The 23,386-nt window shown below is 72.4% G+C and carries 20 protein-coding genes; 5 read left to right on the top strand and 15 right to left on the bottom strand.

Annotation, left to right across the window (positions count from 1 at the left end):
• Positions 1-65: 65 nt before the first annotated feature.
• The 4 genes from ACIBAF_RS20640 to ACIBAF_RS20655 all read right to left on the bottom strand — a co-directional run bounded on the left by ACIBAF_RS20640 (position 66) and on the right by ACIBAF_RS20655 (position 4,078).
• Positions 66-989 carry a sirohydrochlorin chelatase gene (locus ACIBAF_RS20640; RefSeq protein WP_399464659.1) on the bottom strand — a complete coding sequence of 308 codons (924 nt, stop codon included), beginning with the start codon at positions 987-989 and terminating at the stop codon, positions 66-68.
• A 189-nt stretch (positions 990-1,178) separates the two neighbouring features.
• A complete protein-coding gene (locus tag ACIBAF_RS20645) occupies positions 1,179-2,171 on the bottom strand; it encodes an N-acetylglucosamine kinase (RefSeq protein ID WP_399464660.1) in 993 nt (330 codons plus the stop codon).
• Positions 2,168-2,845: a uracil-DNA glycosylase gene (locus tag ACIBAF_RS20650; RefSeq protein WP_399464661.1), complete on the bottom strand. Its 678-nt coding sequence runs from the start codon at positions 2,843-2,845 to the stop codon at positions 2,168-2,170. Before ACIBAF_RS20650 ends, ACIBAF_RS20645 begins: the two co-directional genes overlap by 4 nt.
• 81 nt (positions 2,846-2,926) lie before the next feature.
• A complete protein-coding gene (locus ACIBAF_RS20655) occupies positions 2,927-4,078 on the bottom strand; it encodes a WD40/YVTN/BNR-like repeat-containing protein (protein WP_399464662.1) in 1,152 nt (383 codons plus the stop codon).
• A 211-nt stretch (positions 4,079-4,289) separates the two neighbouring features.
• Between ACIBAF_RS20655 and ACIBAF_RS20660 the strand changes: the two genes are divergently transcribed.
• Positions 4,290-4,871, top strand: coding sequence for a hypothetical protein (locus tag ACIBAF_RS20660; RefSeq protein ID WP_399464663.1), 582 nt, complete (start codon positions 4,290-4,292; stop codon positions 4,869-4,871).
• A 387-nt stretch (positions 4,872-5,258) separates the two neighbouring features.
• On the opposite strand, the gene ACIBAF_RS20665 is transcribed toward ACIBAF_RS20660, so the two are convergent.
• Both ACIBAF_RS20665 and ACIBAF_RS20670 read right to left on the bottom strand, forming a co-directional pair.
• Positions 5,259-7,295: a HEAT repeat domain-containing protein gene (locus ACIBAF_RS20665; protein ID WP_399464664.1), complete on the bottom strand. Its 2,037-nt coding sequence runs from the start codon at positions 7,293-7,295 to the stop codon at positions 5,259-5,261.
• A gap of 106 nt (positions 7,296-7,401) precedes the next feature.
• Positions 7,402-9,069: a DNA alkylation response protein gene (locus ACIBAF_RS20670; RefSeq protein ID WP_399464665.1), complete on the bottom strand. Its 1,668-nt coding sequence runs from the start codon at positions 9,067-9,069 to the stop codon at positions 7,402-7,404.
• Between the two features lie 71 nt (positions 9,070-9,140).
• Here ACIBAF_RS20670 and ACIBAF_RS20675 point away from each other — a divergent pair, with 71 nt between their 5' ends.
• On the top strand, positions 9,141-9,884 hold the full coding sequence (locus tag ACIBAF_RS20675) for a PaaX family transcriptional regulator C-terminal domain-containing protein (RefSeq protein WP_399464666.1): 744 nt from the start codon (positions 9,141-9,143) through the stop codon (positions 9,882-9,884).
• 116 nt (positions 9,885-10,000) lie between these two features.
• Here the strand turns inward: ACIBAF_RS20675 and ACIBAF_RS20680 are convergent, their stop codons facing one another.
• Entirely contained in the window at positions 10,001-10,822 is an 822-nt protein-coding gene (locus ACIBAF_RS20680) for a pectate lyase (RefSeq protein WP_399464667.1), read from the bottom strand.
• Positions 10,823-10,919: 97 nt separating this feature from the next.
• On the bottom strand, positions 10,920-11,897 hold the full coding sequence (locus tag ACIBAF_RS20685) for a polysaccharide lyase family 1 protein (RefSeq protein WP_399464668.1): 978 nt from the start codon (positions 11,895-11,897) through the stop codon (positions 10,920-10,922).
• A gap of 587 nt (positions 11,898-12,484) precedes the next feature.
• Here ACIBAF_RS20685 and ACIBAF_RS20690 point away from each other — a divergent pair.
• Positions 12,485-13,786, top strand: coding sequence for a PHB depolymerase family esterase (locus tag ACIBAF_RS20690; protein WP_399464669.1), 1,302 nt, complete (start codon positions 12,485-12,487; stop codon positions 13,784-13,786).
• Positions 13,787-13,847: 61 nt separating this feature from the next.
• Here the strand turns inward: ACIBAF_RS20690 and ACIBAF_RS20695 are convergent, their stop codons facing one another.
• Both ACIBAF_RS20695 and ACIBAF_RS20700 read right to left on the bottom strand, forming a co-directional pair.
• Positions 13,848-15,224 (bottom strand): nucleobase:cation symporter-2 family protein, encoded by a 1,377-nt coding sequence (locus ACIBAF_RS20695; RefSeq protein WP_399464670.1) that lies wholly within the window; start codon positions 15,222-15,224, stop codon positions 13,848-13,850.
• Positions 15,225-15,306: 82 nt separating this feature from the next.
• Positions 15,307-16,680, bottom strand: coding sequence for an FAD-dependent oxidoreductase (locus ACIBAF_RS20700; RefSeq protein WP_399464671.1), 1,374 nt, complete (start codon positions 16,678-16,680; stop codon positions 15,307-15,309).
• Between the two features lie 201 nt (positions 16,681-16,881).
• Between ACIBAF_RS20700 and ACIBAF_RS20705 the strand changes: the two genes are divergently transcribed.
• On the top strand, positions 16,882-17,412 hold the full coding sequence (locus ACIBAF_RS20705; RefSeq protein WP_399464672.1) for a DUF6214 family protein: 531 nt from the start codon (positions 16,882-16,884) through the stop codon (positions 17,410-17,412).
• Positions 17,413-17,495: 83 nt separating this feature from the next.
• Here the strand turns inward: ACIBAF_RS20705 and ACIBAF_RS20710 are convergent, their stop codons facing one another.
• Positions 17,496-18,194 carry a DUF305 domain-containing protein gene (locus ACIBAF_RS20710; RefSeq protein ID WP_399464773.1) on the bottom strand — a complete coding sequence of 233 codons (699 nt, stop codon included), beginning with the start codon at positions 18,192-18,194 and terminating at the stop codon, positions 17,496-17,498.
• 142 nt (positions 18,195-18,336) lie between these two features.
• On the opposite strand from ACIBAF_RS20710, the gene ACIBAF_RS20715 reads away from it, so the two are divergent.
• The gene (locus ACIBAF_RS20715) at positions 18,337-19,839 is read left to right on the top strand and encodes an LVIVD repeat-containing protein (protein ID WP_399464673.1); all 1,503 of its coding nucleotides are present in this window, start codon (positions 18,337-18,339) and stop codon (positions 19,837-19,839) included.
• Here the strand turns inward: ACIBAF_RS20715 and ACIBAF_RS20720 are convergent.
• From ACIBAF_RS20720 to ACIBAF_RS20735, 4 genes are all read right to left on the bottom strand, one after another.
• Positions 19,827-20,501: a TetR/AcrR family transcriptional regulator gene (locus ACIBAF_RS20720; RefSeq protein WP_399464674.1), complete on the bottom strand. Its 675-nt coding sequence runs from the start codon at positions 20,499-20,501 to the stop codon at positions 19,827-19,829. The genes ACIBAF_RS20715 and ACIBAF_RS20720 overlap by 13 nt on opposite strands.
• 193 nt (positions 20,502-20,694) lie before the next feature.
• On the bottom strand, positions 20,695-21,384 hold the full coding sequence (locus tag ACIBAF_RS20725; RefSeq protein ID WP_399464675.1) for an HAD family hydrolase: 690 nt from the start codon (positions 21,382-21,384) through the stop codon (positions 20,695-20,697).
• A 108-nt stretch (positions 21,385-21,492) separates the two neighbouring features.
• A complete protein-coding gene (locus ACIBAF_RS20730) occupies positions 21,493-22,185 on the bottom strand; it encodes a phosphatase PAP2 family protein (protein WP_399464676.1) in 693 nt (230 codons plus the stop codon).
• A 212-nt stretch (positions 22,186-22,397) separates the two neighbouring features.
• Positions 22,398-23,333 (bottom strand): M56 family metallopeptidase, encoded by a 936-nt coding sequence (locus ACIBAF_RS20735; protein WP_399464677.1) that lies wholly within the window; start codon positions 23,331-23,333, stop codon positions 22,398-22,400.
• Positions 23,334-23,386 lie beyond the last annotated feature (53 nt).

Genomic DNA, 23,386 nt, shown 5'->3' on the forward strand with positions numbered 1-23,386 from the left:
ACGAAGGGCCCGCTCCTCAGCCGGAGCGGGCCCTTCGGGTCGTACTGCGTCCTCTAACGGTGGTTTCAACGGACCGGCGCGCCCTGCGGCTGCGGCGGCGCGATGCCGAGGGCGGTCGTGTACTTGGCCAGCGCGAGCTTGCCGATGGCCGGGTACGGGCCGAGCGCCTCGGCGGCGGCGCAGCCCGCCTCCTTGGCCGCCTCCTCGATCAGCGTGGCGTCGATCTCCGGGCCGATCAGGTACGGCGCCAGCGCGAGCTGCTGGGAGCCGGAGGAACGCAGCTGCTCGGCGACGGAGGCGATGGAGCCCTCCTGGTCGAGGGCCGCGGCCATCACCGGCACGGCGAGGCGCGCGGCGAGCAGCATGCCGGTGATCCCGGCCGCCTGCACGGCCTCCTCGCCGCCCACGGAGGCCAGGATGATGCCGTCCGCGGCCGTCGCCACGGTGAACAGCCGGGCGCGGTCCGCACGGGCCAGGCCCGCCTCGGACAGCCGCACGTGCAGCGCCTCGGCGAGCAGCGGGTGGGGGCCGAGCACATCGGTCAGCTCGGCCGCGATCCGGCTCTCCATGACGGCCTGGCGAACCTGGCGCAGCAGCGAGTTGTCGGGGCCGGCCAGCAGCGGCACGACGACGGCGACCGGGCCGTCGGGCTCCTTGACGTCCAGACCGGCGGCGCGGGCCTGCTCGAAGCGGGCGGTGCGCTCCTCGGCGGCGTACGTGAGCATGGCCTGCAGGGTGGGGAATTCGGTGTCGTCCCCGTCGAGATAGCCGATACGCGCGTCCAGGCCGGGAAGCTCGGAGCGGGCGATGCTCACGATCTCCTCGGCGAGGCCGCGGGTGGCGGCGCTCGGCGTACCCGGCACCGCGAGAACGAGGGCGGGCGCGCCCTCGGGAGCCGCCAGAGGCTCGGGTCGGCGGTGCCGCCCGGGCTGGCGAGGTCGCGGCATTCGTACTGGCAGGCCGGACGCGGGCCCAGTGGGGGAGCTCATGGCGACGCATGTTACTGGCTTCCTGGGCTCCCCTGTTCGGGGAGGGTGCAGGTGAGCGGTATCCGTCCGGTTTTGTCTGATGAGTTACGTACGGATCAGAAGTGATCAGCGTGTTTTCCGGGAGACTTGCCCTCGAAGGGGGCAATCCCCGCTTTTGGACCGTGACGTACGTTCTCTACGCCCATGGCATTACGGGTGATGCATCACCGAGAGGAGTGTCTCCTCGGCCGGCAGCGTGAGCGTGCCCGTCGCCAGTGCCGTGGCGATGCGCACGGCGCCGTCCAGCGGATCGCCCTCGGCGGGCGCCCGCCGGGCGCGCGGCAGCCGTCTCGCCAATTCGCCCTCCAAGGGGACGAGAAGAGGCTCGCCCAGGCCGAACAGGCCCCCGGTGAGCGCGATCCGGGTCTCTCCGCCGGGCGGGCAGACGGCGGCGGCCGAGTCGGCCATGTGCCGGGCCGCCGCCTGCAGGATGCCGTCGGCGACCGGATCGTCGTCCTGGGCGCAACCGGCCACGTCCGGTGCGAAGGAGGCGAGGACGGCCGGGCGGTCCGGGCGCGGGTAGAGCAGTCCTGGCAGCCCGGGCATCGGCCCGAACCGCTCCTCGGCGCGGGCCAGGAGCGGGGCGGATCCGCCGGGACGCCCGTCGTGCGCGCGCAGGGCGGCTTCCAGCCCGGCCCGACCGATCCAGGCGCCGCCCCCGCAGTCGCCCAGCAGATGGCCCCAGCCGTCCGCCCGCTGCCATGCCGTCAGATCCGTGCCGATCGCGATCAGACCCGTGCCCCCGGCCACCACGGCTCCCGGCCGGGCCCCGAGCGCACCGACATAGGCGGTGACGGCGTCGGCGACGAGCGCGGTCGTACGGACCCCGAACTCCCGCGCCAGCGAGCCCGGAAGCTCGGCGCGAAGGGCGTCGCCCAGCGTGCCGAGCCCGGCCGCTCCCACGACGGCCGTGACCGGCGACGCGACACCGGTCTCGTCCCTCAACGCCCGGACCAGCGGCGCCAGTTGCGCCATCAGGTGACCCGGGTCGATGCCTCGTGCATCGGTGCGCACGGGCACGTCGGACGAACACCGGCCCAGGATCCCCTGCTCGGCGACTCCCAGCGCGACCCGCAGCCCCGAACCGCCCGAATCCACGGCGAGGATGCCGGCGCCGTCGCCATGACCGGCGTCGGATGTCACGGCAGACGCCAGTCCACCGGCTGACCTCCCTGCCGGACCAACAGGTCGTTGGCCCTGCTGAACGGCCTTGAGCCGAAGAAACCGCGGTCGGCCGACATGGGGGAGGGGTGCGCTGACTCCACCGAGGGCAGATCCCCCAGCAGCGGACGCAGGTCGCGGGCGTCACGGCCCCACAGGATGGACACCAAGGGCTTGCCGCGCGCCGCCAGCGCCCGTATCGCCTGCTCGGTGACCTCCTCCCAGCCCTTGCCGCGGTGCGCGGCCGGCTTGCGCGGGGCCGTGGTGAGCGCCCTGTTCAACAGCAGCACCCCCTGCTGCGTCCACGGCGTCAGGTCGCCGTTGGACGGCTGGGGCAGGCCCAGGTCGGTGTTCAGCTCGCGATAGATGTTGATCAGACTGCCGGGCAGCGGGCGGACCTCCGCAGCGACCGAGAACGACAGCCCCACCGCATGCCCCGGCGTCGGGTACGGGTCCTGTCCGACGATCAGGACGCGGACGTCGTCGAAGGGTTGCTGGAAGGCCCGCAGGACGTTCTGCCCGGCTGGGAGGTAGGTGCGTCCCGAGGCGATCTCCGTGCGCAGGAAGTCGCCCATCTCGGCGATCTTTCCGGCGACGGGTTCGAGGGCCTTCGCCCAGCCCGGTTCGACGATTTCATGCAAGGGTCGTGGTGCCACGGCGTCACCCTACTGCCGTACGCACCACGGTGATCAACCAGTGGCCAAGGCTGGACGGCCGCTCCTGTCGCAGGGCTCCCCTCATCCGACCACCGCGGCCCGGACGCACAGAACGTCCGGCAGGTGCGAGGCCAGTTGCCGCCAGCTGTCGCCGTCGTCGGCGGAGGCGAACACCTCGCCGTTGCGGTTGCCGAAGTACACGCCCGCCGGGTCCGCGTCGTCCGTCCGGAGCGCGTCGCGCAGGACCGTGCCGTAGTGGTCCTCCTGCGGCAGGCCTGCCGTGAGCGGCTCCCAGCTGCTGCCCGCGTCCGCCGTGCGGAAGACCCGGCACCGGCGGTCGGCGGGCACCCGGTCCGCGTCGGCGGTGATCGGGAACACGTACGCCGTGTCCCCGCGGGTCGGGTGCGCGGCGACGGCGAAGCCGAAGGTGGAGGGCAGGCCCGCGCCGATGTCGGTCCACTGCCGGCCCGCGTCGTCACTGCGGTAGACCCCCCAGTGGTTCTGGAGGTAGAGGCGGTCCGGGTTCGCCGCGTCCCTCGCGACCTTGTGCACGCACTGGCCGAACTCCGGGTTCGGATCCGGCAGGAACACCGCGGAGACACCGGAGTTGGAGGGCGCCCAGCTCGCGCCGCCGTCGGTCGTGCGGAACACCCCGGCCGTCGACACGGCCACCGTCACCGCCTGCGGGTCGCGTTCGTCGGTGAGGACCGTGTGCAGGCCCTCCCCGCCGCCGCCCGGCACCCACTGCGAACGCGTCGGGTGCTCCCAGAGCGGGCGGACCAGCTCGAAGCTTTCGCCGCGGTCCTCCGAGCGGTACAGCGCGGCCGGTTCCGTGCCCGCGTACACCACGTCCGGCTCGGCCGCCGCCGGGTGCAGCTGCCACACGCGTTCCAGCGAGGCCGCCGTGTCCTGCGGGAACTTGACGGCCGGTTTCGCCGGCTCCGTCCACGTCCGACCGAGGTCGTCGGAGTGGAACACCGACGGCCCCCAGTGCGCGCTGTCGCCGCCGGCCAGCAGCCGCGGGCGGTCGCCGCGGGTGTCGACGGCGACCGAGTAGATCGCCTGTGCATTGAAATAGGGGGATTCGTCGAACTCCCATGCGCCGCCGCGCCGCCGCCCGATGAACAGGCCTTTGCGCGTGCCCACGGCGAGCAGTACCTCGGTCATGCCGATCTCCTCCGCTGTGTCCTCGACGTCTTTGTCCCAGACACCGGCCAGTCTGCACCCCGCCACTGACAGTCACCTCTGGAAACGCCGTCGCCGCAGGTCACAGCGGGGGAGGCGGGCCGGGAGCGCATGTCATCGGCCACTTTCCGACGGGCGTCTGCGCGGTCGGCGCAGGCGTGGGACCGTCGAGATGAGGGAGTCGTCCTGAGCATCGGGCCCGCCTGCCCCGTATGGGAGGGCGGCCGGGATGTTCATGCTCACGAGGAGGAAGCCTTCGATGGCGTTCCGTGGTCCGAAGCTGTGGCTGTGGCGCTGGCGGCGCAACCCGCTCAAGCGTCGCGCCGACACGGTGGAGTCCTGGGTCGTGCTGGGTGTGTGGGGGCTGACCGTCCTCGCCGGGGTGCTGGCGGGGTGGGCGACCGCAGGATCCGTCGAGCACGGCCTGGCGCGGGAACGCGTCGAGTGGCGCCCCCTCGTGGGGCGGCTGTCCGAGCAGGCGCCGGGCAAGGCCGCCGCGAGCGGTTCCGCCAGCGGCGATCAGGTGTGGGCGAAGGTGGGCTGGACCGGGCCGGACGGCTCCGCGCACACCGGTCAGGTCCGGGTCGGCCCCGGCAGCGCCGCCGGCACGCCCGTCACGGTCTGGACGGACCGGCAGGGCCGCCTGGTGACGAAGCCGGCCACCGCCGCCCAGGCCAGACTGCGCGCCTCCCTCGTCGGAGGCTTGGCCGGAGTCGGCGTGGCGGCCCTTCCCCTCGCCGGCGGCCGCTTCGTACGGGGCCGCCTGGAACGCCGCCGCGTGGAGCAGTGGGACACCGACTGGGCCCGCTTCGACGCCCTGTGGGGCCGCCCGACAGGCTGACCGCCCTACGGTCCCGCCTGGCTCCGGGCCCTGCGTTTCCGCCTGCTCCGAGGCCTGCCCGACCGTGCGGGCGGCGACTGAGGCCCTGGGCGGAGGCTTGCGGTGCGGATGCCCTCTTGGGCGGCTGCTTGAAGCCTGGGCCCAGGTCTGTCGCCTGAGCGACGGCCTGGCGCCCGGGCGGAGGTCCGGCCCGGACAGGTCGCTTGGCGGTGTGCGGCGCGCTCAGCGACCGCACCTGGCCGCGTCGGCCCAGTGCGCGGCGTGCGTTCTCGGCCGACCTGGTGTGGACGGTCCTGGGGCGGCTCGGGGAGCGCTTTTGCGCACGACCGGGCCCGGTCCGCCGCATCGGCCGCATCGGGCGCGTCAGTGGGCCGGAGGGCCGTCCCGCTACGCGCTCTCCACCACCAGCCGGCACAGCCTCAGCAGCTCCTCGTCCCTCGGGATGTCGTGGCTGCCGTGTCCGCCGGGGCGGGCGGTGTGGCGGCGCGGGGCGGCGAGTTCCGTGGCCGCAAGGTCCCGCAGGGGTGCGGCGGCGGGGCCCAGGGCGGTGAGGCAGGCGGCGATCGCGGCGCGCGCAGCGGGGTGCTCCGTCCAGGCGGACCGCAGCGCCCCGCCGACGGTCGGTTCCACCTCCCCGGTGATCCGGCAGACCGCGCAGCCGGCCGCCGCCCTCTCCGCCGAGCCGCCCGTCTCGATCGCCCGGCGCAGCTCGGGCAGCGCGGGGCGGGCGTCGGGGCCGAGCAGCTCCAGCGAACGCGCGGCGAGAGCCCGGCGCCGGGGATCCTCGTGCGTCACCTCCCGCAGCAGAACCGGCAGGACCGCGGACGCGTCACCCTCGACGGCCCACAGCGCGTCCGCCGCCGCGCGAGCGTGTTCGCTGCCCAGCAGCCCGCGCAGGACAGGCACAGCCTCGTGCGCGTCCGCCCCGAAAGCGCCCAGGGCTTCGAGCGCGGCCCCTATGTGCCGGTCTCCGCCGCTGTGCCGATCTTCGCTGCCGGTCCGGGCGCCGGCCAGCAGGCGCAGGACCTCGGGCACGGCCTCCGTGTCGCCCAGTGCCCGCACCGCGGCGAGCAGGGGTGTCGCCGTGTCGGGGGAGTCGAGCGGCACGGCGGCGAGCGCGCGCCGCAGGGCCGGCGTGAGCGGGGCCGCCGGGGCGCCGAGGTCGGCGACGACGGCTCCCAGGTCCCGGGGGACGACCGGCCCGGCCAGCACCTCGGCCAGGACGGGCACCGCCCGCGGGTCCCTGCTCCTGGCCAGCGCGCAGAGCGGCCCGGCGAGCAGGGGCGCCTCGGGCCGCCAGCGCCGTATCCACTGGTCGGGGTGTTCCACCACCAGCGCGTGGAGGCGGTCGGCGGCCGGCGCGGCCAGTGTGAAGAGATCGGCCAGGACGGACACGGCCGTGTCGCGCAACCGCCCCTCGTCCTCGCCCGCCTCCGGACGCAGTTGCTCCCCGATCAACGCGACCGTCGCCCTGTGGTCGCCCCGCCACTCGCGGAACAGCGCGGCGGCCAGCAGCACGGCGTTGCACCGGTCGGTCGGGACCTGGCTCGTCAACTGCCCGTGCAGCAGGGCGATACGGTCCGGCAGCCGGTCGTCGAGCGCGATGTGCAGGGTGCGCAGCAGGCGGGTCCCCTCCTCGTCCGAGGGGCGCAGCCGCCGTAGCCGGTCGACGAGGGAGTGCGCGGCGGACGCGCCTGCCGCTCCCGGGCGGCAGGGGTGGTGTGCTGAGCGCTCCCCGAGCAGTCGGAGGACCGTCGGCACCAGGTCGGCCGGCAGCCGCTCGGGCGCGCAGGCCGCGAGCTGGCCCAGCGCGGCCAGGCGCGTCGCCGGACCGTACGGCGGACCGCTCTGCGCCGCCAGCAGCTCCACCGCCTCGGCGGCCTGCACGGGACGCCGGCGCGCGAAGTGACCGAGGCTCTCGACGAGGGCGATCACGATCCGGTCGTCCCGCTCGACCGTGAGCCGCTCCCGCAGCAGGGCCAGGACACCCGCCGGTTCCTCGGGAAACCGCACGACCGCCGCGGCCGCCGCCCGGCGCACCCCCGCGTCCGGATCCCCGGCCAGCCGGACGAAGACCTCGGCGCCCGCCCGGACGGCGGCTTCCGCCCGGACCGCCATCCCGGCCGACGCGGCGCCGCCCTCGGCGCCCGCGCACTCCCCGATGCTCACCAGCAACTCCACCAGCCCGCCCCGCTCCCGCACCCGCTCGTCGGCGGCCAGCGCGAGCAGAAACGGAACGCAGGCGAGCGTCGAGTCGTACACGTTCCCCTCGTGGTGCACCGCGTCGTACATGCGGTCCAGCGCCGCCGCCCGCTCGACGGGCTCCGCGGAGGCCAGCCCTCTGAGCACTCCGGGCACGTCCCGTGCGCTGCCGTACGCGTGTCGCAGTGAGGTCCACTCGACCTCGTCGATCCCCGTGAACACGTTGTCCTCCCCCGGACGAAGTGCCAGAAGTGCCAACTGATCACGAGTCTGCACCACGCCACTGACAACGAAGCGGAATCGAGCGATGACTCACAGGTGGGAACGGTCAGTTCGGGACGGGAAGGCTCCGCTGCAGGACGGCGTCGACGTCGGCGGCGTCCGGGAGGGTCCCGAAGGCGTGCCCCCAGTCGCCGCCCAGCCGGGTCGCGCAGAAGGCGTCGGCCACCGCGGGCGGGGCGTGCCGGACCAGCAGGGAGGCCTGGAGGGCGAGGGCCATCCGCTCCACCAGACGGCGGGCGCCGGCCTCGGAGCCGGCGGCCAGCAGGCCCTCGAGCCGGACGACGGCCGCGTCCAGCCGGGCGTCCGCGCCGCGCGCCAGGGCGAGCTCGTCGAAGAAGGCCTGCGCGGTGCCCGGTTCCCGCCTGAGCGCCCGCAGCACGTCCAGGGCGTTGACGTTTCCCGAGCCCTCCCAGATCGACAGCAGGGGAGCCTCGCGGTAGTGGCGGGGCATGCCCGACTCCTCCACGTAGCCGTTGCCGCCGAGGCACTCCAGCGCCTCCGCGGTGAACGCCGGACCCCGCTTGGTGACCCAGTACTTGCCGACCGCGGTCGCGATCCGCCGGAACGCCGCCTCGCCCGCGTCCCCGCGGGTCGCCCGGTCCGCAGCCCCTGCCAGCCGCAGCGTGAGCGTGGTGGCGGCCTCCGACTCCAGCGCCAGGTCGGCCAGGACGTTGCGCATCAGCGGCTGGTCGAGCAGCCGCGCCCCGAACGCGCTGCGGTACCGGACATGATGGCCCGCCTCGACGAGCGTCTTGCGCATCAGCGTCGCCGACATCATCACGCAGTCCAGGCGCGTGCAGTTGACCATCTCGATGATCGTCTTGACGCCCCGGCCCTCGGGCCCCACCAGCCACGCCACGGTCCCGTCGAACTCCGGCTCGGAGGAGGCGTTGGACCGGTTGCCCAGCTTGTCCTTGAGCCGCTGGATGCGGAAGGCGTTGCGGCTGCCGTCGGGCAGGATCCGCGGCACCAGGAAGCACGACAACCCCTCCGGAGCCTGCGCCAGCACCAGGAACACGTCGCACATCGGCGCCGACGTGAACCACTTGTGTCCGCGCAGCGTGTACACACCGGGCTCGGCTGTCGGGGTCGCCGTCGTGGAGTTCGTACGGACGTCGGAGCCGCCCTGTTTCTCGGTCATCCCCATGCCGGCGAGCAGTCCGGGCTTCTCGGTCGGCACCCGCAGCTCCGGGTCGTACTCCCGGCCGGTCAGCAGGGGTTCGTAGAGCTTCGCCAGGTCCGGCTGCGCGCGCAGCGCGGGGACGGCCGCGTACGTCATCGACGTAGGACAGCCGTGGCCGGCGTCGGTATGCCCCCACACCAACCCGCCGGCGGTGCGGGCGACATGGGCGCCGGGGCGGTCGTCCGCCCACGGCGCGCCCGCCAGCCCCTCGGCGACCGCGGCCCGCATCAGGTGGTGCCAGCTGGGATGGAAGTCGACCTCGTCGACGCGGTTGCCGTACCGGTCATGGGTACGCAGCACCGGCTCGTGGACGTTGGCCTGCTCGGCCCACTCCTGCGCCTCGGCGCTGCCGGCCCGCAGACCGAGCCGGCGGACGCCCTCCTCGGCCCATCCGGCGCCCTCCCGGCGCAGCCCCTCCAGCAGGGCGATGTCCTCGGAGGCGTCGTACGGCGTCAGCGGCGGCGGCTGGTTGGTGACGTCGTGCGTGGCGTACGTCGGCTGGGGCTGCGCGGGCGCGGGTGTCGATGTCATGCAGCCATGTTGCATCTTTCTGGCGGCTGTAGCAATGATGCAACAATGAGGCGCACGTACAGTACGTGCCCATGCGCATGAACGTGTCAGAGCAGTCCGGTGAGCTCGGCCTGCGGCCGCTGTCCGCGCGCTCGGTCGTGCTGAGCCTGCTGCTGGGCACGCACCCGCCGGAGCTCGCGGTGAAGGACCTCGTGCGCGCGGTCGAGCCCTTCGGCGTCGGCGGCTCCACGCTGCGTGCCGCGCTCAGCCGCATGGTGACCGCCGGTGACCTGCGGCGCACGGACGCCGTCTACCGGCTCAGCGACCGCCTGCTGGCCCGGCAGCGCCGTCAGGACGACGCGGTGGCCGCCCGCACGCGCGCGTGGGACGGCGACTGGGAGATGGTGGTGATCACGGCCACGGGTCGCGGCCCCGCCGAACGCGCCGACCTGCGCGCCCGGCTGACCGCGCTGCGCCTGGCCGAACTCCGCGAGGGCGTCTGGCTGCGCCCCGCCAACCTCAGCCGCCCCCTGCCGGACGACCTGACGCCGGTGGCCCAGTCCTACACCGCCCGCCCCGAGCGCCCCGCGCGCGAACTCGCCGCGCACCTCTGGCCGTTGGATGCGTGGGCCGCCACCGCGAACGCCCTGCTCGTCCACATCGCGCAGGCGGAGCGTCCCGCCGACCTCCTCGCGGCCTTCGCCGCGGTCGTGCGCCATCTGCTCACCGACCCCGTGCTGCCCCCCGACCTCCTCCCGGCCGACTGGCCGGGTACGGCCCTGCGCGCCGCCTATGCGGAGTACCAGGCGGAAGTCGCCGGAGCCATGGGGCACTGACAGCAGGGCACTGACAGCAGGGCACTGACGGGGGGACTGACGAGGAGGACGAACACGGCGGCCGTACGAAGCGCCGTGCGGGTGCGCTTCGTACGGCCGGGTTCACCGTGGGGGGTCTACTTGTAGGTGATGTCGGACGAGGAGTACTTGCAGTACGTCCCGTCGGCGTTCGAGCCGTTCTTGGGCGGCTCCGCGCCGGTGTTGTTCCCGATGTACTTCTGGCACGGGACGATCTTCTTGCTGCTGTCCCCGACGATGGTGATCTTCCTCAGGGTCGCGCTGTCGCCGTAGTTCGTGTTGATGCCGACGAGCCGGCCGCCCTTGTAGGTCGCCTCGATCGTGTTGAGGTTGATCGTGCGCTTGTACTGGCCGCTCTTGCAGTTGCCGCAACTGCGCACGAAGGTGCCGAAGTTCTTCACGGCGAAGTTCGAGACGTTCAGCGTCCCGGCGCCGTTGAACTGGAACACCTTGTCGCTGGCCTCCTTCGCCCCGCCGCCGGAGACGGTGTAGACGTTGGACGAGGAGGAGCCGAGGAACGTCGCAGCGTCCTCGCCGACGTCCTCCCACCAGACGTTCTGCAGCGTGCAACTGCCCTTGCAGTGGATGCCGTCGGCGGCGGGCGCGCCGATGATGACGTTCTTCAGGACGGCGCCGGGCGCGAGCTCCAGGATCGGGTCCTGGTCCTCGTTCTGGCCGCCGCTGCCGAGGTCGCCGCTGCCGTACAGGCGCTGCATCCCGTAGTCCTTGGTGCCGGAGACCGGGATGGTGGCGGTCACCGGCTTGCTGCTGGTCGGCGTGGGCCAGGTGGCGGCGCTCGCGGGGGTCAGTGCCCCACTGGTCATGATCATGCCAACCGTAAGGCCGACGGCGGCCAGCCCGCCGGTGAGAGCGCGCCCGCGGGTGCGCCAAGGTGCTGGTGAAGGTGCTGGTGAAGTCATGTCCCGGTGCCTTCTTCCAGGTGGGGGATGGGGAATGCCTCCGGACACCGCTCCGGACGGTGCTCCGGACAGTGCTCTGGAACGGTGCTTCGGAGGGTCAGAGCTTTCCGGCGCCCGCGCCGGACGTCACCGAGGCGACGACGGACGAGGCGGGCTCGGCGGTGTAGCTGTACGGCGGCCTGGTGAACGTCCCGACCTGCGACACCTCGGTCGCGGCTCCGCCGAGGTCGTTGCCGGTCAGGTTGGCGTAGCCGTCCACGTCGCTGTCGCGGTCGGTGGTGACGGCGACCTGCGTCGAGCGGAAGACGTTGTTCTCGACGAGCATCTGGGCGCCCATGCGCGAGTGGACGGCCGTCTCGGCGCCGACGACGTAGTTGTCGTAGAAGTGGCCGGTGCCGAAGCGCAGACTGGGGATGCGCGAGTAGACGTTGCTGAACTGGTTGTGGTGGTACGTCACCCTCAGATGCCCGGTGTCCTGGCTCGCGTTGTTGTCGCTGTGGCCGACGAGCGATCCCTTGAAGTGGTCCTTGAAGGTGTTCCAGGACACCGTCACATAGTCCGAGGCGTGGTTGATGTCCAGCAGGCCGTCGTAGTAGTCCTTGTCGTGATCCCGGTCGGCCGAGAAGGAGTTGTGGTCGATCCACACCTTGGTGGAGGCCTGGACCTCGATGCCGTCGGCCGGCTTGAGCGGCTTGCTGATGTTCAGGTTGCGGACGACGACGTTCGTCACCTTCTTCAGACGCAGCCCGCCCCCGGTGAACCCGGACGACGAACCGATGCCCAGGACCGTCGTGTTGGACCCGATGTCGACCTGACCGCTCAGCGAGATCAGGCCGTTGACCTTCACGACCTTCGCCGTGTCGCCGGTCACCGCGGTCTTGAAGGCGGACAGCGTCGAGACGGTGACCGCGGCGGCGCTGCCGCCGCCGGTCGTGCCGGCGCCGAACCCGACCGGCGAGCTGTCGGCGGCGCCGGCCGGCTGGGGGAGGGCGAGGACCGCCGCCGTGGCCAGAGCGGCGGCCACCGACACGAGAGCGGACCTTTGCGCGTGTGTACGTGGGGGGCCTGTACGCATGCGGGTGCGTCCCTTCAGGGAGGGAAGTCGGACAAGTACGTGAACGACGTGCGCCATGTTGAACCCTGTGCCCGGGCAGTGCGGCCCTTTGCGGGGTGCGTGTGAGCGGCTCGGTCACACTGCTGAACGGAACGTAGGGGGCAAGCGCTTTCTAGTCAACGCTTTGCGCAGAACACATCCGGCCACCCCGGCGCGGCTCGGGTGGTCGGCAAGGGCTTTCGGAGAGTTGGCGTGGGAGCGCTTCCATGGTGAGCATGCGCATGCCACCATGCGACGCGACGCTTCCTTTCACGGTCTGTCGGAGAGGGGCGAGTCGATGCCGACTCCGCGTACGCGTACGTTCACCGCCGCTCTGGTCCTGCCCCTGATCGCCGTCGCGGACCGGACCTCGACCGGGCCGCTGGTCAGCCCCAAGCCGCACGCTGCCCACCCGATCGGCTCCGTCAAGGCCCCGACAGTCCTCCGCTGCAAGAACCGCTGGCACATCTGTTCCGCAACCGCCGACCCCACCGGGCGTGGAGCGGCGAGCACCCCCAACCGCCCTGGCAGCCAGATCTGTCGACCCCCTATCGGAAAGGGGCAAGCACGTGTCCAACTCCCCTGGGAGAGCGCTGCGTTCTCTGTTCGGCGCACTGCTGCTCCTGCTCGCCGCCGCGCTGCTCACCGCACCCGCGGCCACCGCCCGCACCCAGGCCGCCGCGCCGGTCCCCGCCGCCACCCTCACGGAGGTCACCGGCTTCGGCGCCAACCCCAGCAACCTCCAGATGTACGTGTACGCGCCGGCCGCCGTCACCGCGCACCCGGCCGTCCTCGTCGCCGTCCACTGGTGCGGCGGTTCCGGACCCGCGATGTACTCCGGCACCGAGTACGCCCAACTCGCCGACCGGTACGGGTTCGTGATCGTCTACCCGTCCGTCACCCGCAGCAGCAAGTGCTTCGACGTCGCCTCGCCCCAGGCGCTCAAGCGCGGCGGTGGCAGCGACCCCGTCGGCATCAAGTCGATGATCGACTGGGTGACCGCCGCCTACGCGGCAGACACCGGCCGCGTCTACGCCACCGGCATCTCCTCCGGGGCGATGATGACCAACGTCCTGCTCGGCGACTACCCCGACGTGTTCGCCGCCGGAGCCGCCTTCTCCGGGGTCCCGTTCGGCTGCTTCGCCACCACCGACGGATCCGAGTGGAACAGCGCCTGTTCCGGCGGCACCGTGATCCACACCGCACAGGAGTGGGGCGACCTCGCCCGCGGCGCCTACCCCGGCTACACCGGGACCCGGCCGCGCATGCAGCTGTGGCACGGCACCGAGGACGACGTGCTGCGCTACCCCAACTTCGGCGAGGAGATCAAGCAGTGGACCAATGTGCGGGGCGTGAGCCAGACTCCCTCCGCCACCGACACGCCCGCCTCGGGCTGGACCCGCACCCGCTACGGCGGCACGGGTGACCAGGCCCCGGTGGAAGCCATCAGCCTCCAGGGCGTCGGCCACAACCTGTACGCCTGGGGCATGGCCGCCCGCGTGCTCACCTTCTTCGGCCTGGACGCCTCGGGTCCCGCCCCGCAACCCGAGCCCGGCAGTTGCCGGGTGAGCGCCACGACCAACGCCTGGAGCACCGGTCTGACGGCCTCGGTGACCCTCACCAACACCGGTGCCACCACGGTCAACGGCTGGCAGCTCGGCTTCACGCTGCCCACCGGCCAGACCATCACCAACGGCTGGGGCGCCACGTACGCTCCGGCCTCCGGACCGGTGACGGCGACGAACGCGACGTACAACGCCACGCTCGCCCCGGGCGCGAGCGTCACCATCGGCTACCAGGCGAACCACACGGGCAACAGTGCGGCGCCGGGGGCCTTCACGCTCAACGGATCTGCCTGCACGAAGAGTTGAGCCTTACGTCCGTGGGCGGCCGGTCTGCCCGGCCGTCCAGCGGGCCGTCCGACGGGCCGCCCTAGACGGCCTCCTGCCCGGCAGGCCGCTCCCCGCCGACGGGGGACAGAGCGGTTGGCTGCGGTGCCGAACCGGCTTTCGAGGGAAGGTGGTTGAAGAGCAGGTTGAGCGCGATCGCCGTCACGCAGCCCGCGCTGATGCCGCTGTTCATCACCGTCTGGAACCAGTCGGGGAACTTCGCGTAGATCGTCGGCACGCCGACAGGCAGCACACCCATCGCGACCGACACGGCCACCACCGTGAGGTTGTGGCTGTCCTTGAAATCGACCCCGGCCAGCGTGCGCAGACCGCTCGCGGCCACGGTCCCGAACATGACGAGCCCGGCGCCGCCCAGCACCGGCGCCGGCACGGCCGCCACGACCGCGCCGAGCTTGGGCAGCAGACCCAGCAGGACCAGGATGCCGCCCGCCGTGGCGACGACCCAGCGGCTGCGCACCCGGGTCATGCCCACCAGTCCGACGTTCTGCGCGTACGCCGTGTACGGGAACGTGTTGAAGACACCCCCGAGGACGGTCGACAGGCCGTCGGCGCGCAGACCGTCGGAGAGACTGCGCGGCCCGACCTCACGGCCCGTCAGCTCGCCGACCGCGATGAGGTCACCGGTCGTCTCGGTCATCGTCACCAGCGCCACGACGAGCATCGAGATGATCGCCGACGCCTCGAAGGCGGGCGCGCCGAAGTGGAACGGCGTGCTGATCCCGACCCAGTCGGCGTCCCCGACCCCGTCGAAGTCCGTGAACCCGAACGGCACCGCGACAGCGAGCCCCACCACGATGCCGATCAGCACCGCGATCCGGCTCAGGAACACCGGCGCGAACCGCTGCACGCCCAGCACCACCACCAGCACGAACGCGGCGAGCCCGATGTTCTTCGGCTCCCCGAAGTCCGCCGAACCGACGCCGCCGGCGGCCCAGTTGCCCGCGACCGGCAGCAGCGAGACACCGATGACCAGGATCACCGTGCCCGTGACCAGCGGCGGGAAGTAGCGCAACAGCCTGCCGAACACGGGCGCCAGCAGCACGATCGCGAGCCCCGCCACGATCACCGACCCGTAGATCGCGGGCAGCCCGCCGCCCGTCGTCCCGATCAGCACCATCGGCGACACCGCCGCGAACGTACAGCCCTGCATGATCGGCAGCCGGACGCCGAAGCGCCAGAGGCCCACGCACTGGATGAGCGTGGCGATGCCGCACACCAGCAGGTCGGCGGTGATCAGATACGCCAGGTCGGCGGGCGACAGCTTCATCGCACCGCCCACGATCAGGGGCACGGCGACCGCGCCCGCGTACATCGCGAGCACATGCTGCAGGCCGAACGCGGCCAACTGCCCTACGGGCGGCACCTCGTCGACGGGATGAACGGACGCGGTCGGGGCCATGGGCACTCCAGAGCGGCGGGGAAAGGGGGCGGCGGCATCCGCACTGCACGAGACCGTACGAGCCTTGAACGGTTTGTTGATTTCACGAGTGTTGCCGCTGTGTGTCCTGTGCACCGATCCCTGTCGGGCCGGCCGCGGCCCGCAGCGACGCCCAGTCCGGCAGTTTCACCACGTTCCGCCCCAGCGAGGCCCCGAGCTCGGCCTCGGCCCGCTCGATCGCCAGCCATCCGGCCCACTCGACGGGCTCGGCGCCGGCGGCTCGCAGCAACGCGAGCGGATCGCCGGGCAGCTCCCGCCGTACGAGGTCGGGGGCGTCCTGGAGCAGGGATGCCGCCGTCTCCTTCGCGCACGGCCGGTTGGTGCCGATGACGCCGGTCGGGCCCCGCTTGATCCAGCCCGCCACATACTCGCCCGGCGCGACCGCGCCCTCGCGCAGCACCCGCCCGGCGCATTGCGGCACGGTGCCCCGCTCCGGGTCGAACGGCAGCCCCTCCAGCGGCACCCCGCGATACCCCACCGACCGCAGCGCCAACTGCGCCTCGACGTCCTCGTACCCGCCGGTGCCCGTCACCCCGCCGTGGCCGTCCGGGACGGTCCGCTCGAAGCGCACCGCACCCACCCGGCCCCCGTCGGCGAGCAGCGCGACGGGCCGGAGGAAGAACCGCAGCCGGATCCGCCGCCGGGCGCCGCGGGCCGGCGTCGCCGCCCAGCCGCGCAGCACCTCCACGTTGCGCCGCTGCGCCGCCGGCAGCCCGGACGGATCGCCGTACGCCGGGTCCAGTGCCAGTTCCGCCTCGTCCACGACCACCTCGGTGTCCGGCAGTCCGCCCAGCTCGCGCAGCTCCTTGGTGGTGAAGCGGGCCTGGGACGGGCCGCGCCGGCCCACCATGTGGATCTCGGTCACCGTGCCGGCCGCCAGCGCGGTCAGCGCCGCCTCGGGCATGTCGGTGGGGCTCAGCTCGGCCGCGTCCCGGGCCAGGATCCGGGTGACGTCCACCGCGACGTTCCCCACGCCGACTACGACAGCCGAGTGAACGCCCGGCAGGAACCGGCCGACGGCGGCGTCCGGATGCGCGCTGTACCAGGACACGAACTCCGTGGCCGACCAGCTGCCCGGCAGGTCCTCGCCGGGAACGCCGAGGTGGCGGTCCGTCGCCGCGCCCACGCAGTACACGACCGCGTGGTAGAGCCCGCGCAGCCGGGCCACGGGCACCCCGCCCGCGCCCACCCGGACCCCGCCGAGGAAGCGCACCCGCTCGTGCTCCAGCACCGCGCGCAGGTTCTGCTGGAGCGACTTGATCTTCTCGTGGTCCGGGGCGACGCCGTACCGCACGAGCCCGTACGGGCACGGCAGCCGGTCCAGGACGTCGACGAGCACCTCGGGGTCCTGCTGGACCAGGCTCTGGGCGGTGTAGACCCCACTCGGCCCGGAGCCGACGACGGCGACACGCAGCACGGGCGGAACTCCTTACCCCTTGGGTCGGAGGAGATCGCTGGTGACTCCAGCATCGCACCATGGTCGCTCCGCTGACAGGGTGCTGTGCGGTGGCGGTGCGTGCGTGTTCGTACTTATGGAAAGTGATCATGCGGTTACGTTGCGTGTGTGCTAGAAGCATCGTTTCTTAATCTTTCTGATCGTTCCGCCGAGGACGGCACGGTGTCCGTGTGCCCCGGGTGGGAGGTCCAGGAGGGTGGGGGCGCCACTTCCTGGTTCCACGTCCGGCTGGCGTTCGTCGACGGCGCGCACGTCGAGTTGCTGGCCGTGGTCTCCGAGGGCCGCGTCTCGATCGAGGACATCCGGGCCCGGCCGGCCCTGTCCCTCGTCGATCTGACGGTGCTCGCGGACTGGATCGAGGGCCCGCTGTTCGAGAGCTGTGGCGGCGGCGGCTTCGAGGCGGCGGGCGCGTACGGCACGGAGGGCGCCGGGAACGCCGGGGGCACCGGGGACACCGGGGACGCTGCGTACTCCGACGAGACCCCCGCCCCCCGTCGTGCGCGCCCGGCCTGGCCGCGCGGCGCCGAGGGCCGGTGGCTGGTGGCGCAGGAGTACCGCGAGGCCCAGGAGGAGGGCGTCGACCCCGTCCTCGCGGTCATGTGCGCGACGGGGCACAGCCGACGCCGGTCGCTGCGGCTGATCGCACAGGCGCGGGACGCCGGATACCTGACTCCACGTCACGCGCGTCGCTGACAAAGGGAGTCGGCGACCGGGCGCGTCGGCGCAGTCCTCGTCGGCGCAGCGCCTGCAGGACGGCTTGCCGGGAGGCGGAAGCCCTACTGCAGGGCGCGCATCCGGGTGATCTCGCTCGTCTGCTGGGCTATCACGTCGTCCGCCATCTCCTCGATCCGCACGTTGTTGCCCTGTGTCTTGACCTCCGTGGCCATGGTGAGGGCGCCCTCGTGGTGGGTGATCATCACAGTGAGGAAGAGTGCGTCGAACGCCTTGCCGCGCGCGGCGCGCAGCTTGGTCAACTGCGCCTCGGTGGCCATCCCGGGCATCGCCGTGTGCTGGTGCCCACTGCTCGCCGTTTCCTTGCCGTGCGTCGTGAGCCAGGCCTTCATGGCCTCGATCTCCGGCCCCTGCGCGGCGCCGATCCGCGCCGCGAGCCCCTTGACGGTCGTCGACTCGGCCTGTTTCGGGGCGAGTTCGGACATCTCCAGCGCCTGAGCGTGGTGCTCGATCATCTTCTGCGCGTAGGCCACGTCGGCCGAGTTCGGCGTGTCGTCGTCGACGCGCTGCTCGGCCGCGTCCTGGGCGGAGAGGGTCCGGTTCGCCTCGCCCGGCTTGCCCGGCGCGATCACCGAAGGCCCGCTTGCCGCACCCGACGTGGCGTCCTCCCCGGAGTCGCAGCCCGCGAGGGCGAGTGCGAGCAGCAGCGAGGCTGCGACGAGGGGCGCGCGGCGTACGAGCACAACGACCTCCTGGGGCAGGCGAGTTGGGACGGGGAGCCGTCCTCGTAGGGATCTTCGCATCACTGGTCGCGTCTCCGGCCGCATGAGTGGCCAGAAAGATTCATGACGAGCGCATTGCCAACCTTTGATATGTGCATGATGAAGACGATACTTCGGAGCACCGTGAACCGTTCCCGTGCGAACGGCTACGAGGGAGGATGCAGTGACCCTGTTGAACGATCCCCGAACACGCCGCAGACGGCTGGGAGTCGCAGCCGCCTGCGGCGGACTTCTGGCCGCGCTCCTAACCGCGGTGCCGGCGGCCGCGACCCCCGACCCGGGGGACGGTCCGGCCGCGCAGCGCGAGGTGTCCCAGGGCGTCCGGGCCGAGGCGGCCGAGGCGATCGCGGCGGGCGAGATACCCGGGCAGGACGAGATCGTCCACTCCGCCAACATCGAGCACCTGACGAACATCCCCAAGGACGCCCTGCCGGGCACCAACTCGGACCTGGCCTTCCAGGGCAAGTACGCCTTCTCCGGCAACTACGACGGCTTCCGCATCTTCGACATCAGCAACCCGAAGTCCCCGAAGACCGTGGCCCAGGTGCTCTGCCCCGGCTCGCAGAACGACATCTCCGTCTCCGGCAACCTGCTCTTCCTGTCGACCGACTCCTCGCGCAGCGACAGCAGTTGCAACAGCACGACGCAGCCGGTGACCGAGAAGTCCTCCTGGGAGGGCATGAAGGTCTTCGACATCAGCGACAAGGCGAACCCGAAGTACGTCGCCGCCGTGGAGACCGCCTGCGGCTCGCACACCCACACCCTGGTGCCCGAGCGCAAGAACGTCTACGTCTACGTCTCCTCGTACTCGCCGAACGCCGCCTACCCCGACTGCCAGCCCCCGCACGACGGCATCTCGGTCATCAAGGTGCCGCGCAACGCCCCGGAGCAGGCGGCGGTCGTGGGCTTCCCCGTCCTCTTCCCGGGTGAGGGTCCGGACGGCGGCGGCAACCCCGGCGCTCCCACGAACCCCGGCGTCTCCAAGACCACCGGCTGCCACGACATCACCGTGCTGCCGGAGAAGGACCTGGCGGCCGGCGCCTGCATGGGCGACGGCATCCTGTTCTCGATCAAGGACCCGGAGCACCCGAAGGTCATCGACCAGGTCCAGGACAACGTCAACTTCGCGTTCTGGCACTCGGCGACCTTCAACCAGAAGGCGAACAAGGTCGTCTTCACCGACGAGCTCGGCGGCGGTGGTGCGGCCACCTGCAACGAGGCGACCGGCCCGAACCGTGGCGCCGACGGCATCTACGACATCGTCGGCAAGGGCGACAAGCGCAAGCTCGTCTTCCGCGGCTACTACAAGATCCCGCGCCACCAGGCGGACACCGAGAACTGCGTCGCCCACAACGGCTCGCTGATCCCGGTCAAGGGCAAGGACCTCATGGTCCAGGCCTGGTACCAGGGCGGCGTCTCCGTCTGGGACTTCACCGACTCGGCGAAGCCGAAGGAGATCGCCTACTTCGAGCGCGGCCCGCTGAGCACCACGACCCTGCAGACCGGCGGCGCGTGGTCGGCGTACTACTACAACGGCTACATCTACTCGAACGACATCGCCAAGGGCTTCGACGTGCTGAAGCTCAACGACCGTCGCACGGATCCGGCGAAGCGGGTCCACCTGCGCGAGCTCAACGTCCAGACGCAGCCGGACTACTTCGACTGATCCCCGGCGGCGGGGTCCGTCGCGAAGAACCGCGACAGATCGGTGTCACACCTCCCGCCGGGCGCCTCGGCGTCCGGCGGGACCCCCTGCTCCCAGTCCAGCCGGTAACGCGCGAACAGCTCGGCGCGCAGGGTCGCGAGCGGCAGGGGCACATTCGGCAGCACCATCGCGTAGACGGCTCCCATCAGCTGGGAGCGCAGCATCGGGTAGTCGTGGTCGACGTCCTGCGACCCGTGCCGGACGGCGGTCTCCCGCAACAGCTCGGCCAGCCGTCGCTGCTCCGGGCACTGCACGAACCCCTCGGCCTGCAGCAGCCCCGCCATGTGCTGGCGCATCAGCACCGTACGGTCCCGGGTCAGACCCAGGATCGCGTCGATGGCCCGCGCCATCCGCTCCCGGCCGTCCTCGGAGTGCGGCTCGCGCTCCAGCGCCTCCTGAAGCGTGCAGTGCATCAGCCGGTGCACGGCCGACTGCACCAGCTGCCGCTTGCCGGGGAAGTAGTACGACACCAGACCGCGCGCGGAGCCGGCCCGGTCCGCGATGTCGGCGAGGGTCGTCGCCTCGTACCCGCGCTCGCTCACCAGCTCCACCGCCGCCTGCAGGAGCCGCTCCCGGGAACGCCGCCGCAATTCTTCATTGACCGAGGCGCTGCGCGGGCACATCCTGTAACTCCTGCGTTGACTGGCTCTCAGCCAACTATACTCAGGACATCCCGGTCCACTCCGGACGGAGCGCGCGCCGGGCTGCCGCCTGCTCTGGGCGACGCGGGGGATCGTCCAGAGTGGGCGTGCTTCTCCCCGGAAAGTGGCCTGAGGCTACCGCTTGCAGGGTGGTGAGCCGCCGTCCTGCGGCAGATCAGCCCACCAGCCCCAGCACCGGCCGCAGCCCGTCCGGGCGTTCGGCCGCCGGCAGATGGTCCACGAAGTGCACCGCGCAGCCCAGCGCCGCCGTCCCGCCGTCCGCGCGCCGGTCGTCGCCCACCATCAGGGTCCTGCGGGGATCGGCGCCCAGCGCCGCGCACGCGACGGTGAACAGCCGCGGGTCCGGCTTCTGCGCCCCGTGCTCGTACGACAGCACGTACGCGTCGACGTACCGGTCGAGGCCGTGCTCCCGGAACACCGGCCGCAGGTCCCAGCCGATGTTGCTGACCACGCCGACCCGCAAGCCCCGCTCACGCAACCCGCTCAGCACGTCCAGGGCGTCGGGGTACGGGGACCAGGCCGCCGGCGTCATGTGCCGGTCGTACAGCGCGTCGTGCAGGCCCGCATCCGGCAGCGGCACCTGACGGGACAGCCCGGTGAAGGCGGCCCGGTGCGACGCGGCGCTCTCGTCCCGCACCCGCCACACCCCGGCCACCTCTTCGGGCACCCGGACGGGAGCGGCCCCGCCCGGCAGCGCGCCGGCCGCCTCCAGCGCTCGTGCCTTCTCGGCCGGCTCCGGCTCGGGCAGTGCGATGCCCGCCGCGTCCAGCACGGTCCGTAGCCAGGACTCGGTGGACTCGACGCGGAAGAGGGTGCCGGAGAAGTCGAACAGAACGGCAGTCATGCCGGTGATCCTAGGGACCCGGCGGATCTTGTGGGGTCCCGTTTCAGACGGCAGGCACTGGGGCGGGCGCCCTGGCCGCGGAGCGCGAATCGACGCCCCGCGGTCCGGTCACGACCGCCGCCTTCGTTGCCGTCGCTGTGCCGCGATCGCCAGCATCACCAGCAGCGCCCCCAGCAGCCAGCCGCCCAAAACGTCCGACGGCCAGTGCACGCCCAGCCAGATCCGGGTGAGCCCCACGCCCACCACGGACACCACCGCCACTGCCAGCGCCGTACGCCATACGACGGGGCCGACGCCGTGCCGGTGCAGCAGCCACAGCAGCAGGCCGAACACCACGGTCGCGGTCAGCGCGTGCCCCGACGGGTACGCGGCGTAGTGCGCGGAGTCGACGGGGTCGGGCCACACCGGGCGGGCCCGGCCGACCCCGGCCTTGAGGCCCTGCTGGATCAGCGTGCCCAGGGCCGATGTGACGACCAGCCACCCGGCCGTCCACCAGGCCGCGTGCCGCCACACCAGCCACACGGCGACCGCGGCGCCGAGCAGTCGCATGGTCAGGGGGTCCCAGACCCAGTCCGTGAGGATGCGGCAGGCCTGGGTGACGTCGGGGGCGGCGACGGCCCATCGGTGGGCGGTGCGGGAGATGTCGCCGTCGACGGCGATCAGCGGATGCCACTCGACCCAGACCAGGACGAGGAGCAGACCGGAGCACACACCGAGGATCAGGGCGCCACGCAGGGCCGGGCTCGGGGCGCCGGGGCGGAGTCGGGGGCGGGACGGGGAGTCGACGGACGGGTTGTGCATGGGTCGATCCTCGCCGAATCGGGGGGCCAGAGGCGAACCCGGGGACTTGCCCGGCCTGTGGGGTGCTGGTTTCCGGCCCCCGGAGTTTCTGGCCATGGGGTGCTGCCAGGCCGTCCACCGGCCGTGGAGTCGTTCCTCGGGCGCCTTGGTGGGCTTTCCGGCCGTGGGGTGGTTCGTTGCGGCTGTGCGGGTTTCCCGGGGGCGGTGCGCGGTCAGCCCAGTGCTCGCAGGCCCGGGATCAGGGTCACCAGCACCGGGATCACGGGTACCAGGGAGGCCGCTGCGGTCAGGCGGAGTCTTCGGGCTGCGGTGAGGCGGTCGGGCGGTGTGAGCAATCGGTGTACGCGCTGCGGGAGATGGGCCTGCGGGGCGGGGGAGGGGCCGAACACGCCCCGGTCCTCGTTGAGTTCCACGAGCGCCAGCGCGGTCGTCAGCCGGCCGAAACGGCGCGAGGCCATGTCGTCGGCGGACAACTCGACCAGCCGGTGCATCTCGTCGCGGAATGCGGCGAACACCGGCACCTGCGGAAACCCGGTGGCCAGCGCCGTCGAGCAGTGCAGCAACCAGTCGTGCCGCGCCTGGGCGTGCCCCTGCTCGTGCGCGAGCACCGCATCGAGCTGACGTCCCTTCAGCCGCCGCAACGCGGCCGTGGTGACGACCAGTTGGGGTTCCGCACCGGCGAGCCACCAGGCGTCGGGACGCTCACCCTCCAGCACGAGCAGCCGACCCGTGACGGAGCCCTCGCCCGGCAGCAACGGGGCACGTAGCCGGAGTTCGGCGCGCCGGGACCGGGCTCGGGCCCGACTGCGCAGCACCTCCCGCACGAGCATCGCCCCGCTCCACAGCCCGCCGCACGCGAGCGTCACCGCGGTCGCCGCCGCCCAAGGGCCGGCCGTGCCCAGTGCGTACGCCTCCACGACCGGCCGAGGGGCTGGTGCGAAGAGCTGGCCGCGCACCGCGTGCCAGGCCGCCGCCGCGCTGAGCGTCATCGACAGCGCGCAGCACAGCAGGACCGCCGCCACCACGCACTGCCACGCCCACAGGGCGACCACCGGTTCGTGGTCCGGCCAGTCGGCCCGGGCGATCAGCCGGGGGCCGACGACGGCGGTCAGGGCGCCGAGCAGCAGCAGGACCGCGGGGACCATCATGGACAGCACCCTATGAGCGGCGTACTGCTCAGGGGTACGACTTGTTACGGCGA

The sequence above is a fragment of the Streptomyces sp. NPDC051677 genome (assembly GCF_044453465.1).
Classification (GTDB): Bacteria; Actinomycetota; Actinomycetes; order Streptomycetales; family Streptomycetaceae; genus Streptomyces.